Below are 15,178 nucleotides of genomic sequence, written 5' to 3' on the forward strand. Positions count from 1 at the left end.
AGTCTAGGGAAGCACGGGCGCCCGGCTCCTTGATTGCAGTCAAGCGTCCAGGGCGGCCATTTCCCGCTCGTCGCCGCCGGCGACCCGCATCAGTTGCTGCGGGTCGCATACCAGCAGCTTCTGCCGGCCACCGATGACCAGGCCGCGGTCCTCCCAGGCACTGAGGATGCGCGAGACGGTGTGCAGCGTGGTGCCGGTCATCTCGGCGATGTCCTGGCGGGTGACCGGGAAATCGATGCGGATGCCGTCGGCCTCCGGTCGGCCGGACTGCTGCACCAGGCGCAGCACGGTGTGGGCGACACGCCGTTCGACCTCTTCGGTGGCCAGTTCGCAGAAGCGCACATGGGCTTCCTGCAGGCGCTCGCCGATGGCCTGAACGGTGTTCAGGGCGAAGCCGGGGTGGCGGGCGAGCAGGGGTTCCCACTGGCTGGTGGGCCAGGCTAGGACCAGGCTGTCCTGGCCTGCAGTGGCGGTCGCGGGATAGTCGCGCCGGCCAAGGGCGCGGACGAAACCGAACAGATCGCCGGGGTTGACCACGCGCACCAGCACGCGCTGGCCGTCTCCGGTGAGCTGGGTGGCTTTCAGCCGGCCGTGCACCAGCAGGTAGAAGCGGGTCGCCGGCGCACCCTGCTCGAACACGGCTACGCCGCTGTTCACGCGCAGAATGCTGGCCTGGCGGAGGATGTCGTCCTGCTCGTCGCGGCTGCTATTGGCAAAGGGCGGCAAGCTGCCCAGCCAGGCGCGATTGAGGGAGATATTGGCGGTCACGGCAATGATTCCCTAAGTCCTGCCGCAGCATAGCGGTTAAGCGCGATGGCAGAACTTGAGGGGAATCAAGGGATGTCCCGGACCAGGCGGAAGCCCAGGTTGTCCGGTGGTTGCCCGGCGCTGCAACCGCCGCTGCGGGCATCGCGGACGAAATCGTTGATCGCCGCGCGGTGACGCCCTTCGGCGATGCGGATCGAGCAGTACTCGGCGCGGTGGGTCTGGGCGCCCTGGGCGTCGAGGTTGACTCGCTGGTGGCAGCTCTGGGTCCATTCCCAGACGTTGCCGCCCAGGTCGGCCACGCCGTACTCGTTCAGTCCGTGGTTGCCTCGCGTCTGGGGGAGCGCCGAAGCACTGGTGCGGGTTTCCGCTTCCAGGCGGTAGCGCGCCAGCCAACGCCGGGCGGGGTTGCTGCCGTCGTCGTCGTCGATGCGCAGGGCGTCGTCGGCCCAGCGCGAACCGGCGAAGAAGGCCCATTCGCGATCGGTCGGCAGGCGCCAGGGCTGGCCGGTGCGTTTGGACAGCCAGTCGGCGTAGAGCTGCGCATCCAGCAGGCTGGCGCCGGTGAGCGGCAGGTCGTCGCGGGGAGCGTTGTTGTCGAGCGCCAGGCAATCGCCTTCGACCACGCAGCGGGCGTATTCGCCCTGGCTGACCTGGAATTTCATGACTTCGAAGCGCGGAGACAGATGCTCACGCCGTGACGGCGCATCCACTGGCCGCTTCTCCAGCCAGTAGTCGCCCGCCGGGCGGAAGTCGAAATCGCGGGGCTCGAGTTTCACGGTTTGCGGCGCGAGTTCCGGTGCATATTGCGGACGCAGCAGGAGGAAGGCCCCGCCCAGCAGCAGGGCGACGGGTACGCCGATCAGGATGGTCTTGCGCATGGTTTGCCCCGGTCGCCGGCATCGATTCCTGGGAAAGGGCCGGCCCGGATGGGCCGGCCGTGGGGGCTTACTTGATTGCAGTCGGTGGCTGGATCTGGCTCATCAGATCGTTGTTCCACTGGCCTTCGACCTGGATGTGCGCTGCAGCGCCCAGCAGTACAGCCTCGATGAGGTTGTGGTTGAGATAGGTGTACAGACCCGGCTGGCGGAAGGTATACAGCGCGGCTCCGGCCGCGCCGCCCGGGATGAACCAGGTTTCCAGGTCCTCTTCCGGCGGGTTGCGGAACTTGCCGGTGGCCCAGACGTGGTCGCCGTGCCCGCCGATCAGGTGCGGTCGGGTATCGCGGTTGGCCTGGGAATGGACGATCAGCAGGGTCTCGCCGACGTTGGCCTTGAGCGCGTTCTTGCCGGTAAGGGCGCCGACCTTGCCGTTGAACACGATGTGACTGGGAATCAGCCCCTTCATGACCTGCTGCATGTCGTTGTAGCTTTCCATGGGCGTGCCGTAGCGCTTGAAGTTGCCATCCTTGTCGCGCGGGACGTAGTAGTCCTGCTCGCCGATGTAGACCACCTTGTCGTACTTCAGCGCCTTGCCGTCGCGGTCCTTCAGGCCATCGCGCGGCAGCACCATGATCGCGCCGTTCATGCCCGAGACCACGTGCCACGGGATCATCGCGCCGCCCGGTGCGCAGTGGTAGACGAACACCCCGGGGCGGGTCGCGCGAAAACGCAGCTTCACTTCCTCGCCGGGCTGGATGATGGTCAGCGCGCCACCACCCAGAGCCCCGGTGGAGGCGTGGAAGTCGATGTTGTGGGTCAGGGTGTTGGTCGCCGGGTTGACCAGGGTGAGCTCCAGGTAGTCGTCCTGGTGCACCACCATCATCGGCCCGGGTACCGAGCCGTTGAAGGTCATGGCGTGGATTTCGGTGCCATCGTCGTCGATGACCAGCTTCTTCTCCTCGATCACCATGCGGAACTGCACGACCTTGGGCTTGCCCTTGGCGCGCTGTTCGTGGGCATGGACCAGGGGAGGAGCCACCAGCTCGACCTGGACGTGCTCCAGCTTCGAGAGGTCCACGGCGGGACCCATGTTCTTCGGCGCGGCTTCCCCGTCGGCCATGGCCTTGCCGCTGCCGAGCATGGTGCCGGTCACGCCCAGGACCACGGCGCCGGCCAGAAGGGTGCGGCGGGAAAGCGAAATCTCTTCCTGATCAAGCATGGGTAACTCTCCGTAATCGACGAACTGTCGTTGGCTACAGAAATACCCGGTCGACAGATTCCTTCTTTGAGCCGGAACAAAGAAGGAATCTGCTGGACAACGTGTCGCAGGTTCTTCTGTGCGGTAGATCGTGTTTACAGTCTTGTCCCCATGCGGGCGGGCAAGACCCGGCGCGGCGAGGTAAGATTCGTTCTGTTCTGAATTCCGGCCCGGCGTGCGGGCTCCAACGGACAAGGATCATTCATGCGTCTGTACGGACTGACCCTGCTGGCCCTGATCACCGGCTCCCTCGGCGTGCAGGAAGCGCGCGCGAGCAGCGACGACTCCTGTTATCCGAGCTGGAACCTCAAGCGCGACACGCTGGACGTGTGCAATAGCCTGCCGTTCCTGAGCCCGGGCAACGACAGCCGGGTCAACCTGCAGTTGCTGCTGGCCGACGCCGGCCAGGCGAGCATTCCCAATCGCGCGCTGACCGATGACGAGCAGCAGTTGGGCTACGGCCAGGTGCCGTTCCCGCTGGCGCGCTGGCTGGAAGGCTCCGCGCCCGGAGATGCGAGCGACAGCGCCACCAGCACCGCACCGTTGGCCGACCTCGCCGCGCGCATTGGCCTGCCGGCGGATGCCGTGCAGTCGTCCGCCGACAGCTTCGCCAGCGGCGAAGGCAGCCGGTGCCGCAGCAACAATGCGGGCACCGCCCAGGATTTCCTCAGCCAGCTGCTGCTGGTCGATAGCCTGTCCACCGGCGAGCGCCAGGGCTTAGCCCGCGCACGCCTGACCCTGCTGGGTGCCTGCCAGTGGGACGAAACCCAGCTCAGCGTGCTGCTGCCGGGTGACCTGCAGAGCGCACCGGCCAAGGCTTACCGCAACTACCTCAAGGGCGCCGCGGACTTCTACAGCGGCCGCTTCGGCGACGCGCTGAAATCCTTCCGCGCCCTGCAGGACAGCGACCAGCCCTGGCTGAAGGAAACCTCGCGCTACATGGTTGCTCGCGCCCTGCTCAACCAGGCGCAGCAGAATGCCTTCGACGAGATGGGCTATCCGGACCTGCGCAAGGTCGACAAGAAAATCCTCGCCCAGGCCGAAACCGCCCTGGGCGACTACCTCAAGGCTTATCCACAGGGCCGGTACGGCGCTTCGGCCAAGGGCCTGATGCGCCGCGTCTACTGGCTGATGAGCGATGAAAGCCGACTGGCCGGCGAGTACGCCGAACTGTTCGCCCGCAAGGATGCCGACGATCTCGCCCAGTTGGTGCAGGAAGTCGACAACAAGCTGCTGGTTACCGCGCACCCGGCCGACGTGAGCGACGCGCGCCTGTTGGCGGTGCTCGACCTGATGCAGATGCGCCACCATGAACCCAACGAACCCCGTGCCCTCGACGCCGCAGGACTGGCGGCGCAGAAGGACCTGTTCGCGAAGTACCCCGGCCTGCACGACTACCTGACGGCGGCCTACCAGCTGTACGTCGAGGAAAAGCCCGCCGAGGCACTGAAATCCCTGCCCGAGGAATTGCCGGCCAAGCTCGATTACCTTGCCTTCAGCCAGCAGACCCTGCGTGGCTTCGCCCTGGAAGCCGGTAACGACTGGATTGCCGCCGAGAAGCTCTGGCTGCGTCTGCTGCCCTTGGCGGCACAGCCGCTACAGCGCGAGCAGCTGGAACTGGCGCTGGCCTTCAACTACGAGCGCAGCGACCGCCTGGTGAAGGTCTTCGCCGAAGGCTCGCCGGTGCACACGCCGATCATCCGCGAGATTCTCCTGCGCCACGTCGCCGGCCCCGACCTGCTGCGCCAGCAGGCGAAATCCACCAGTGTGTCGGTGGAGGAACGCGATACCGCACTGTTCGCGCTGCTCTACAAGGACCTGCTGCACGGCCAGTACCAGGCCTACATCGATGACCTCGCGCTGCTGCCCACCGACGGCAGCGGCAAGCCGCTGGGCGCCAGCATCGGCTACCTCTACGGCAGCATGCCGCTGTCGCTGTTCCAGTGGCCGGGCGGCAAGAACGACACCGGCTACGAATGCCCGGCCATCGTCGACGTCGCCCGCGACCTGCTGCAGAACCCGCAGCCGCCCAGGGCGCTGAACTGCCTGGGCGAATTCATCCTGCGCAACGGCCTGGACGGCTTCCCGCTGGACACCCAGCCCAGTGAGCGCGAGCTGGGCGGCGGCGAATCGTTGTTCCCCGGCACGCCCTACTCGCGCATGGACGGCTACCTCAAGGTGATCGCCGACAAGCAGGCCGTGGAAGAGGACCGCGCCTACGCGCTGTTCCGCGCCATCAACTGCTTCGCGCCCAGCGGCTACAACGGTTGCGGCAGCCAGGATATCGCTCCGGCGCAGCGCAAGCAGTGGTTCCGTGCCCTCAAGGGCCAGTACTCCGCCACGCCCTGGGCGAAGTCCCTGAAGTACTACTGGTAAGCCCCGTGCGGCGTGTCCTCGCCTTGGCGCTGGCGTTGCTTGCGGGCAACGCCCCGGCGGCCGGTGTGGACGCCGCGGACCATGACGCTTTCTGGCTCTGGAGCGGTGTCGCCGCGCAACCGGTGCTGGTCCAGGCGCGCACCCTCTACGTGCTGCAAGGGCAGGTGAGCGCGCCGCGCTATGGCGACGGCCGCGCCCGCATGATCGCCCAGGGCATTGCCATCCCGCGCCTGAAGCAGGGCGAGGTGTGGGTGGTCTACCGCGCCCACACTCTGCGCTGGAACGAGGACATCTACCGCACCCTGCTGTCCCAGCTGCGCCGCTGGCGCGCCGCCGGCAATCCGGTGGTCGGCGTGCAGATCGACTTCGATGCGCGCACGCGCTACCTGCATGAGTACGTCGACTTCCTCCAGGACCTGCGCAAGCGCCTGCCCGCGGGCTGCAAGCTGAGCATCACCGGGCTGATGGACTGGGGCAGCAACGCCGCGCCGGAGACCATCAACCGCCTGGCCGGTGTCGTGGACGAAGTGGTGGTGCAGACTTATCAGGGGCGCCAGACCATTCCCAACTACCAGGCCTATCTGCCGCGCGTGGCGCGGTTGCAGCTGCCGTTCCGCATCGGGCTGGCGCAGTACGGGGAGTGGCAGGCGCCGGACTACCTGGCGAAGAGCCGGTGGTTCAGGGGGTATGTGGTGTTCCTGCAGAACCCGTGAGGCAACGGCGTAGGGCGTATAACGTTCGACGTTATACGCCGTTTGACCCTGGTCTCCGACCGCGCGAATTCCAATCTGAAAACCTGTGACAGGGCGCTTCGAGCTCGACCGATGCGTCTGCTGATGATCAGGGGGCATCGGCGTACAACCGCGAACGGTTGTACGCCCTACGCCTGGGCATCAGCTCCCGCCGCACCCACACTTGCCGCAATCGTTCCCGCAACCGCCGGCCGCGGCCGGTTCCCGTGCATCGCGGGTAGTGCTGCCGTTCAGGTTGCGCATCAGCAGGGCGTATTGCAGGTCCAACTCCTCGGGCACCGGGAGATAGACCACATGTCCATCGCCGGGCGCGACGCCGATGGATTCGCCGCGGTTGTTCTCCAGTGCGTGCAAGCGGAAGGTGCGGTTGCCCGTCGGGGTCATCAGCTCGACGCTGTCGCCGACCTCGAAGCGGTTCTTCACTCGCACCTCGGCCAAACCGTGGCGGCGCTCGCCGGTGAACTCACCGACGAACTGCTGGCGCTCCGACAGCGAGTGGCCGCGCTGGTAGTTCTGGTACTCGTCGTGCACGTGGCGACGCAGGAAGCCTTCGGTGTAGCCGCGGTGGGCGAGGGATTCGAGGGTATCCATCAGGCCGAGATCGAAGGCGCGCCCGGCGACGGCGTCGTCGATGGCCTTGCGGTAGGCCTGGGCGGTGCGCGCGACGTAGTAGTGGGACTTGGTACGCCCCTCGATCTTCAGCGAATGCACGCCCATCTGCGCCAAACGTTGCACGTGCTGGATGGCGCGCAGGTCCTTGGAATTCATGATGTAGGTGCCGTGCTCGTCCTCGAAGGCCTCCATCAGCTCGCCGGGGCGGTTGCCTTCCTCGAGCAGGACGATTTCCTTCGTCGGCGCACCGATGCCCAGGGTCGGCTCGACGTTGCGCACCGCGTGGCCCAGCTCGTCTTCGTGGGCGGCGTGGGTCTGGTATTCCCAGCGGCAGGCGTTGGTGCAGGTGCCCTGGTTGGGGTCGCGGCGGTTGATGTAGCCCGACAGCAGGCAGCGCCCGGAGTAGGCCATGCACAGCGCGCCGTGGACGAAGACCTCCAGCTCCATGCCCGGTACACGCTCACGGATTTCGCCGATTTCCTCCAGCGACAGCTCGCGGGACAGGATCACCCGCTTGAGCCCTTGCTGGCGCCAGAACTCCACGCTGGCCCAGTTCACCGCGTTGGCCTGCACGGAGAGATGGACATCGACCTCGGGGAAATGCTGGCGAACCAGCATGATCAGGCCGGGGTCGGACATGATCAGCGCATCCGGGCCGAGCGCGATCACCGACTCCACGTCCTGCAGGAAAGTCTTCAGCTTGGCGTTGTGCGGGGCAATGTTGACCACCACGTAGAGGCGCTTGCCCTGGGCGTGGGCCTCGTTGATGCCGGTGGCGAGGTTGGCGTGGTCGAATTCGTTGTTGCGCACTCGCAGGCTGTAGCGCGGCTGGCCGGCGTAGACGGCATCGGCGCCATAGGCGAAGGCGTGGCGCAGGCTCTTCAGCGAGCCGGCGGGGCAGAGCAGTTCGGGGGAAATCGGAGTGTGGGACATGACGGCGCAGCGGGAAGTGGGAAAAAGGCCGCCACTCTAGGAAATCCGCGGGCTGTGCGTGCTGAGCGAGGTCAACGCCAGGGCGCTTTTCGTAGGAGCGAGCTTGCTCGCGAACCGCCCAGCGCCGGAGCTGCCGGTAGGTTTTGTGCGCGAGCAAGCTCGCTCCTACAACTCAGTCATGAAGCCGCAACGCATCACTCCAGCCAGCGTCGTCCCTGTAGTTCCAGCAGCGTCTGCGCCTGCTCCGGCCCATTGCTGCCGGCCGCGTAGGGGCGCGGGCTCAGGTAGTGCTCGTGCCAGCCCTTGATGATCGGGTCGACCCAGTTCCACGCCGCTTCCACCTCGTCGCGGCGCATGAACAGCGTCGAGTCGCCCTCGATCACGTCCAGCAGCAGACGTTCGTAGGCGTCCCAGCGGCGCTTGTTGATGCTGAAAGCCTGGGCGAGGTTGAGGTCCAGCTCAACCGGCTCCAACTGCATGCCTTTGCCGGGGGCCTTGGCCATCAACTGCACGCTGATGCGTTCCTCGGGCTGCAGCCTTATCCACAGGCGATTGGCGGCTCCGCTACCGCTACCGATCAGACTGTTGGGTACCGGCTTGAACTGGATGACGATTTCAGAGCACTTCTTCGCCATGCGCTTGCCGGTGCGCAGGTAGAACGGCACGCCAGCCCAACGCCAATTGTCGATCTCTGCCTGAACGGCGACGAAGGTCTCGGTATCGCTGTCGTTGTCGACATTTTTCTCGAACCAGTACGCCGGCACTTCCTGCCCGCCGATGTGCCCGGCGGCGTATTGGCCGCGCACGGTCTTGTCCTGCACGTCCTGGCCGGAAATCGGCTTGAGCGCCTGGAGAATCTTCACCTTCTCGTTGCGCACCGCCTCGGCATCGAAGCGCACCGGCGCCTCCATGGTCACCAGGCAGAGCAACTGCAGCAGGTGGTTCTGCACCATGTCGCGCATGGCCCCGGCATGGTCGTAGTAGCTGCCGCGATTCTCCACGCCCAGGGTTTCGCTGACGGTGATCTGCATGTGGTCGATGTGCCCGTTGCGCCACACCGGCTCGAACAGGGTGTTGGCGAAGCGCAGCGCCATCAGGTTCTGCACGGTCTCCTTGCCCAGATAGTGATCGATGCGGAACACGTGGGATTCATCGAACACTTCGCCGATGGCCTGGTTGATCGCCACCGCCGACTCCAGTGAATGGCCCAGCGGTTTCTCCAGCACGATGCGCGCCAGCGGTCCGGCGAGGCCGGCGATCTTCAGGTTCTGCGCAATGGGCGCGAACAGGCTCGGCGCGGTGGCGAGATAGTGCACCAGTACGCGGCCTTCACTGCGTTTCAGGGCTTTGGCCACGCGACCGAAATCGGCGCTCTGGGAGGCGTCCATCGCCACATATTCCAGGCGCTGGGCGAAGCTGCGCCAGGCCTCGGCGGAAAAATCGCTGCGCGCCACCTGGGCGCGGCAGTTGCGTTCGGCCAGGGCGAGGTAGGAGGCATTGTCACGTTGACTGCGGGCGAGAGCGAAGATCCGCGTATCGGCCGGCAGGCGATTCTCCCGGTGCAGGTGGTAGAGCGCCGGCAGCAGCTTGTGCAGCGCCAGGTCACCGCTGCCGCCGAATACCAGGATGTCGCAGGAGCTGGGAAGACTAGGGCTGGCGGGCGTAATCAAGGACTTATTCCCTGGGCTTGGCGGGTAGTTTTGTAGTATAACTACAACAAGACTACATAAATTTCAGACAACTATCACCGAGCCTATCCCTGTGAACCTTTTGCAGCACATTGCCCAGTCGCGTCATCTGCTCCGCAAGTCGGAGCTCAAGGTTGCCGATCACGTGATGCAGGACCCTGCATCGGTCATGCACAGTTCCATGGCGGACCTGGCCCACAGCGTGGGAGTCAGTGAGCCGACCATCGTGCGTTTCTGCCGCGCCATTGGCTGCACCGGCTTCCAGGACCTCAAGCTCAAGCTGGCACAGAGCCTGGCCGCTGGCGCCAGCTTCGGTCAGTTCTCGATCAACGAGAGCGACTCGGTGGCGGACTTCAGCCTGAAGATCTTCGACACCACCCTGCATTCGCTGATGGAAGTGCGCGAGCACCTCGACACCCACGCCCTGGAGCGCGCCATCGCGGCCATCGCCCATGCGCAGCGCGTGGAGTTCTACGGCTTCGGCGCCTCCGGCGCGGTAGCGGCGGATGCCCAGCACAAGTTCTTCCGCCTGCTGCTGTCGGCGGCGGCCTACTCCGACCCGCACATGCAGGCCATGTCGGCGGTGACCCTGAAGCCTTCGGACGTGGCGATCTGCATCTCCCAGTCCGGTCGCTCCAAGGACCTGCTGGTGACCGCCAACCTGGTGCGCGAAGCCGGCGCCACGCTGATCACCCTGTGCCCCAGCCAGACCCCGCTGGCGGACCTGGCCACGGTGAACCTGGCGGTGGATGTGCACGAAGACACCGACATCTACACCCCGCTGACCTCGCGTATCGCCCACCTGGTGGTGATCGACGTGCTGGCCATGGGCGTGGCCATGGCCCGTGGCCCGGACCTGGTGAATCACCTCAAGAGCGTAAAGCGCAGTCTGCGCAGCCTGCGCCTGTCGCCGAAGGTGGTGAAGAACCACGAGGAGCGCCCGGAAGAGGCGTCCTGACGCAACACCTGTAGGAGCGAGCTTGCTCGCGAACGGATTCAACCGGCGACTCGGTGGCTGGGCGGTTCGCGAGCAAGCTCGCTCCTACAAAGTTCATCCAGCCGACCGCTCGTCGGCGTCACCGGTGCTTCACCACCGCGTCGTCAAACGGTCATCCGTCGTCAGCATGCTGGCGTCTCCAGCCCTTAGGCCTTGGGAGATGCGAGATGCCCCGCCATATCGACGACACCCAGCTCCAAGTGGACAGCAAGACCCGCCGCAAGCTCGAAGACCAGCGACGCATGCAGTTCCGTCGCGCCATCGAGGACCGCATGGAGGCCCAGCGCCTCGCCCTCGAAACCTCCGATTACCCCGATCTGATCGCCGCCGCCTACCTCACTTCGGCGAAGGCGGGCCGGCGAAGCGTTCGGCAAGCTGGCTGATCAGCGCCCGCTCTTCACGGATGAAGGCGACGAACGCCTGGGCGACAGGGCTCAGGCGTTTGCCGCGGGCGTGCACCAGACACCAGCTACGGTAGAGCGGCAGCTCTTCCACCGGCAGCTCATGCAGCAGCCCGGACTGCAGTTCGCGACTCACCGCATGGCGCGGTAGCAGCGCCAATCCCAGCCCAGCCAGTACGCCTTCCCGCGATCCCTCCAGCGAGGCGAATTCCAGCGTCTGCGGGAAGTGCGCGCGCTTCTGCTGGAAGTGTTCCTCGCAGGCCTTGCGCGTGCCCGAGCCGGGCTCGCGGACCAGCAACGGATAGGGTTCCAGATCCTTCAGCGAGAGCTTGGCGGCGTTGCACAGTGGGTGGTCCGGCGGCGCCACGGCGACGATCGGGTTGTTCAGGAAGGGCAGGAATTCCAGCGCCATGTCCTGCGGCACCAGGGACATGATCACCAGGTCGTCGCGGTTGTCCGACAGGCGCTTGATCACCTGGGCGCGGTTGACCACCGTGAGGTTCAGGCTGACGTCCGGGTGCTGTGCATGGAACGCGGCGAACAGGTGCGGGGTGATGTACTTGGCGCTGGACTCCACCGCCAGCCGCAGCTGGCCCTGCAGCGAGCCCTTGAGGTCGGAGAGGTTCATGTCCAGCACTTCCAGGCGCTGGAAGATGTCGTTGGTGGCACGCAGCAGCGCGTCGGCGGCATCGGTCTGGTAGAGCTTCTTGCCGATGTACTCGAACAGTGGCTGGCCGACCAGTTCTTCCAACTGGCGAATCTGCAGGCTGACCGCGGGCTGGGTCAGGGCCATTTCCTCCGCAGCGCGGCTATAGGAACGGCTTTCGCACACTGCGCGGAAAACCTGCAGCTGGCGAAGGGTCATACGCATCAATGACTTACGCATAGAAGCCTGCTCGATGGCGACATTTTCCAGCGACTATAAAGCATTCTTTATGGCTACCCCAATAATTATTGATTTTGGTTAATCCTCCTTCCCGCGCTAGGGTAAAAACACGCCGGAACCCGCTCCGGCCCAGCAGTATCCACAAGAGAATCCAGCTGCCGTGACCGGGGCTGCCGATGGGTTTTTATGCCAGGGTCCACAAAGCCCGGGCCGAGGGAAAGCCGCAGTGATCAAGAAAATCCTGATCGCCAACCGTGGGGAGATCGCTGTCCGGATCGTGCGCGCCTGCGCCGAGATGGGCATCCGTTCGGTGGCCGTCTATTCCGATGCCGACCGTCACGCCCTGCACGTCAAGCGCGCCGACGAAGCCCACAGCCTGGGCGCTGATCCGCTGGCGGGCTACCTCAACCCCCGCGCCCTGGTGAACCTGGCGGTGGAAACCGGTTGCGACGCCCTACACCCGGGCTACGGCTTCCTCTCCGAGAATGCCGAACTGGCCGATATCTGCGCCGAGCGCGGGATCAAGTTCATCGGCCCGTCCGCGGAAGTCATCCGCCGCATGGGTGACAAGACCGAAGCGCGTCGCAGCATGATCGCCGCCGGCGTGCCCTGCACCCCCGGCACCGAAGGCAACGTCGCCGACCTGGCCGAAGCCATTTCCGAAGCCGAGCGCATCGGTTACCCGGTGATGCTCAAGGCCACCTCCGGCGGTGGTGGCCGCGGCATCCGTCGCTGCAACAGCCGCGAAGAGCTGGAGCAGAACTTCCCCCGCGTCATCTCAGAAGCCACCAAGGCCTTCGGCAGCGCGGAAGTCTTCCTCGAGAAGTGCATCGTCAACCCGAAGCACATCGAAGCCCAGGTGCTGGCCGACTCCTTCGGCAACACCGTGCACCTGTTCGAGCGCGACTGCTCGATCCAGCGCCGTAACCAGAAGCTCATCGAGATCGCCCCCAGCCCGCAGCTGACCCCCGAGCAGCGCGCCTACATCGGCGACCTGTCGGTGCGTGCGGCCAAGGCCGTGGGCTACGAGAACGCTGGCACCGTGGAGTTCCTGCTCGCCGATGGCGAGGTGTACTTCATGGAGATGAACACCCGCGTGCAGGTGGAACACACCATCACCGAGGAAATCACCGGCATCGACATCGTCCGCGAGCAGATCCGCGTGGCCTCCGGCCTGCCGCTCTCGGTCAAGCAGGAAGACATCATCCACCGTGGCTTCGCGCTGCAGTTCCGGATCAACGCCGAAGATCCGAAGAACAACTTCCTGCCGTCCTTCGGCAAGATCACCCGCTACTACGCGCCCGGCGGTCCTGGCGTGCGCACCGATACGGCGATCTACACCGGCTACACCATCCCGCCGTACTACGACTCGATGTGCCTGAAGCTGGTGGTCTGGGCGCTGACCTGGGAAGAGGCTCTGGACCGCGGCCTGCGTGCGCTGGACGACATGCGCGTGCAGGGCGTGAAGACCACCGCCGCCTACTACCAGGAAATCCTCAAGAACCCGGAATTCCGTAACGGCCAGTTCAACACCAGCTTCGTCGAAAGCCACCCGGAACTGACCCAGTACTCCATCAAGCGCACCCCGTCGCACCTGGCCATCGCCATCGCTACCGCCATTGCCGCCCACGCTGGCCTGTGAGGAATTCGCACATGACCGTTTCCAAGAAAGTCACCGTCACCGATACCATCCTGCGCGACGCCCACCAGTCGCTGCTGGCGACCCGGATGCGCACCGAAGACATGCTTCCCATCTGCGACAAGCTCGACAAGGTCGGCTACTGGTCGCTGGAAGTCTGGGGCGGCGCCACCTTCGACGCCTGCGTGCGCTTCCTCAAGGAAGACCCGTGGGAGCGCCTGCGCAAGCTCAAGGCCGCGCTGCCCAACACCCGCCTGCAGATGCTCCTGCGCGGGCAGAACCTGCTGGGCTACCGCCACTACAGCGATGACGTGGTCCGTGCCTTCGTCGCCAAGGCGGCGGTCAACGGCATCGACGTGTTCCGCATCTTCGACGCGATGAACGACGTGCGTAACCTGCGCGTTTCCATCGAGGCGGTGAAGGCTGCCGGCAAGCACGCCCAGGGCACCATTGCCTACACCACCAGCCCGGTGCACACCATCGATGCCTTCGTTGCCCAGGGCAAGGCCATGGCCGACATGGGCGTGGACTCCATCGCCATCAAGGACATGGCTGGCCTGCTGACGCCCTACGCCACCGGCCAACTGGTTAAGGCGCTGAAGGATGCGCTGCCGCTGGACGTGGTAGTGCACTCCCACGACACCGCCGGCGTGGCCAGCATGTGCCAGCTGAAGGCTGTGGAAAACGGTGCCGACCGCATCGACACCGCCATCTCCAGCATGGCCTGGGGCACCAGCCACCCGGGCACCGAGTCGATGGTCGCCGCGCTGCGCGATACCCCGTTCGACACCGGCCTGGACCTGGAGCTGATCCAGGAAATCGGCATGTACTTCCACGCCGTGCGCAAGAAGTACCACCAGTTCGAGAGCGAGTTCACCGGCGTGGATACCCGCGTGCAGGTCAACCAGGTACCGGGCGGGATGATTTCCAACCTGGCCAACCAGCTCAAGGAACAGGGTGCGCTGAACCGCATGCCCGAAGTGCTCGCGGAGATCCCGCGCGTGCGCGAAGACCTCGGCTTCCCGCCCCTGGTCACCCCGACCTCGCAGATCGTCGGCACCCAGGCGTTCTTCAACGTGCTGGCCGGTGAGCGCTACAAGACCATCACCAACGAGGTGAAGCTGTATCTGCAGGGCCGCTATGGCAAGGCACCGGGCAAGATCAACGAGCAACTGCGTCGCCAGGCCATCGGCAACGAGGAGGTCATCGATGTCCGCCCGGCCGACCTGATCAAGCCGGAGCTGAACAAGCTGCGCGAGGAAATCGGCAGCCTGGCCAAGTCCGAAGAGGACGTACTGACCTTCGCCATGTTCCCGGACATCGGCCGCAAGTTCCTCGAAGAGCGTGCCGCCGGCACCCTGAAGCCCGAAGAGCTGCTGCCGATCCCCAACGGCAAGGGCGTGGCCGCTGCCGGTGGTGAAGGCGTGCCGACCGAATTCGTGGTCGACGTGCATGGCGAAAGCTACCGCGTGGACATCACCGGCGTCGGCGTGAAGACCGACGGCAAGCGCCACTTCTACCTGTCGGTGGATGGCATGCCCGAAGAGGTGGTGTTCGAGCCGCTCAACGAGTTCATCGGCGGCGGCGGCAACAAGCGCAAGCAGGCCAGCGAGCCGGGCCATGTCAGCACCACCATGCCGGGCAACATCGTCGACGTGCTGGTGAAGGAAGGCGACAGCGTGAAAGCCGGCCAGGCCGTGCTGATCACCGAAGCGATGAAGATGGAGACCGAAGTGCAGGCGGGCATCGCCGGCACCGTGAAGGCCATCCACGTAGCCAAGGGCGACCGGGTCAACCCCGGTGAGATCCTGGTTGAAATTGAAGGCTGACCAAGGACAGACGGGTCTTTAAGGTTCAGTCCCACGGGGGAGCACGATGCTCCCCCTTTTTTTTGCCCGCAGGTTTTTCGTGCTGACGGTGCGTTTGCTTGATCTGCGTCGGAAACTTCCTTCAGAAACTCATTAGCGTCGACGCTGGGAAAACTGACCAG

Annotated in this window: 12 protein-coding genes; 6 read left to right on the forward strand and 6 right to left on the reverse strand. The window is 65.3% G+C overall.

Annotation, left to right across the window (positions count from 1 at the left end; all coding sequences use genetic code 11):
• Nucleotides 1–39: 39 nt before the first annotated feature.
• From AC2T4A_RS05290 to nirK, 3 genes are all read right to left on the reverse strand, one after another.
• Complete coding sequence (locus tag AC2T4A_RS05290; protein WP_486742870.1) at nucleotides 40–768, reverse strand: Crp/Fnr family transcriptional regulator; 729 nt, start codon at nucleotides 766–768, stop codon at nucleotides 40–42.
• 65 nt (nucleotides 769–833) lie between these two features.
• Entirely contained in the window at nucleotides 834–1,646 is an 813-nt protein-coding gene (locus AC2T4A_RS05295; RefSeq protein WP_486742871.1) for an SUMF1/EgtB/PvdO family nonheme iron enzyme, read from the reverse strand.
• A 67-nt stretch (nucleotides 1,647–1,713) separates the two neighbouring features.
• Nucleotides 1,714–2,766 carry a copper-containing nitrite reductase gene (gene nirK / locus AC2T4A_RS05300; protein WP_416744395.1) on the reverse strand — a complete coding sequence of 351 codons (1,053 nt, stop codon included), beginning with the start codon at nucleotides 2,764–2,766 and terminating at the stop codon, nucleotides 1,714–1,716.
• A 342-nt stretch (nucleotides 2,767–3,108) separates the two neighbouring features.
• Here nirK and AC2T4A_RS05305 point away from each other — a divergent pair, with 342 nt between their 5' ends.
• Entirely contained in the window at nucleotides 3,109–5,280 is a 2,172-nt protein-coding gene (locus AC2T4A_RS05305; RefSeq protein ID WP_486742872.1) for a PA5441 family protein, read from the forward strand.
• Nucleotides 5,281–5,285: 5 nt separating this feature from the next.
• Nucleotides 5,286–5,993: a DUF3142 domain-containing protein gene (locus AC2T4A_RS05310; RefSeq protein ID WP_486742873.1), complete on the forward strand. Its 708-nt coding sequence runs from the start codon at nucleotides 5,286–5,288 to the stop codon at nucleotides 5,991–5,993.
• A gap of 180 nt (nucleotides 5,994–6,173) precedes the next feature.
• Here the strand turns inward: AC2T4A_RS05310 and trhP are convergent, their stop codons facing one another.
• Both trhP and zwf read right to left on the reverse strand, forming a co-directional pair.
• A complete protein-coding gene (gene trhP / locus AC2T4A_RS05315) occupies nucleotides 6,174–7,577 on the reverse strand; it encodes a prephenate-dependent tRNA uridine(34) hydroxylase TrhP (RefSeq protein ID WP_486742874.1) in 1,404 nt (467 codons plus the stop codon).
• A gap of 194 nt (nucleotides 7,578–7,771) precedes the next feature.
• Entirely contained in the window at nucleotides 7,772–9,244 is a 1,473-nt protein-coding gene (zwf, locus tag AC2T4A_RS05320) for a glucose-6-phosphate dehydrogenase (protein ID WP_486743650.1), read from the reverse strand.
• A 94-nt stretch (nucleotides 9,245–9,338) separates the two neighbouring features.
• Between zwf and hexR the strand changes: the two genes are divergently transcribed.
• Entirely contained in the window at nucleotides 9,339–10,223 is an 885-nt protein-coding gene (gene hexR, locus AC2T4A_RS05325) for a transcriptional regulator HexR (RefSeq protein WP_413349461.1), read from the forward strand.
• A gap of 206 nt (nucleotides 10,224–10,429) precedes the next feature.
• Nucleotides 10,430–10,645 (forward strand): PA3496 family putative envelope integrity protein, encoded by a 216-nt coding sequence (locus AC2T4A_RS05330; protein WP_024766117.1) that lies wholly within the window; start codon nucleotides 10,430–10,432, stop codon nucleotides 10,643–10,645.
• Here AC2T4A_RS05330 and AC2T4A_RS05335 read toward each other — a convergent pair.
• Nucleotides 10,599–11,534 carry a LysR family transcriptional regulator gene (locus AC2T4A_RS05335; protein ID WP_478377025.1) on the reverse strand — a complete coding sequence of 312 codons (936 nt, stop codon included), beginning with the start codon at nucleotides 11,532–11,534 and terminating at the stop codon, nucleotides 10,599–10,601. The genes AC2T4A_RS05330 and AC2T4A_RS05335 overlap by 47 nt on opposite strands.
• Before the next feature lie 241 nt (nucleotides 11,535–11,775).
• Between AC2T4A_RS05335 and AC2T4A_RS05340 the strand changes: the two genes are divergently transcribed.
• The gene (locus AC2T4A_RS05340; protein ID WP_138523249.1) at nucleotides 11,776–13,191 is read left to right on the forward strand and encodes an acetyl-CoA carboxylase biotin carboxylase subunit; all 1,416 of its coding nucleotides are present in this window, start codon (nucleotides 11,776–11,778) and stop codon (nucleotides 13,189–13,191) included.
• 11 nt (nucleotides 13,192–13,202) lie between these two features.
• A complete protein-coding gene (oadA, locus tag AC2T4A_RS05345) occupies nucleotides 13,203–15,017 on the forward strand; it encodes a sodium-extruding oxaloacetate decarboxylase subunit alpha (protein ID WP_416744279.1) in 1,815 nt (604 codons plus the stop codon).
• Nucleotides 15,018–15,178 lie beyond the last annotated feature (161 nt).

The organism is Pseudomonas sp. PVC-3-1, assembly GCF_057444315.1.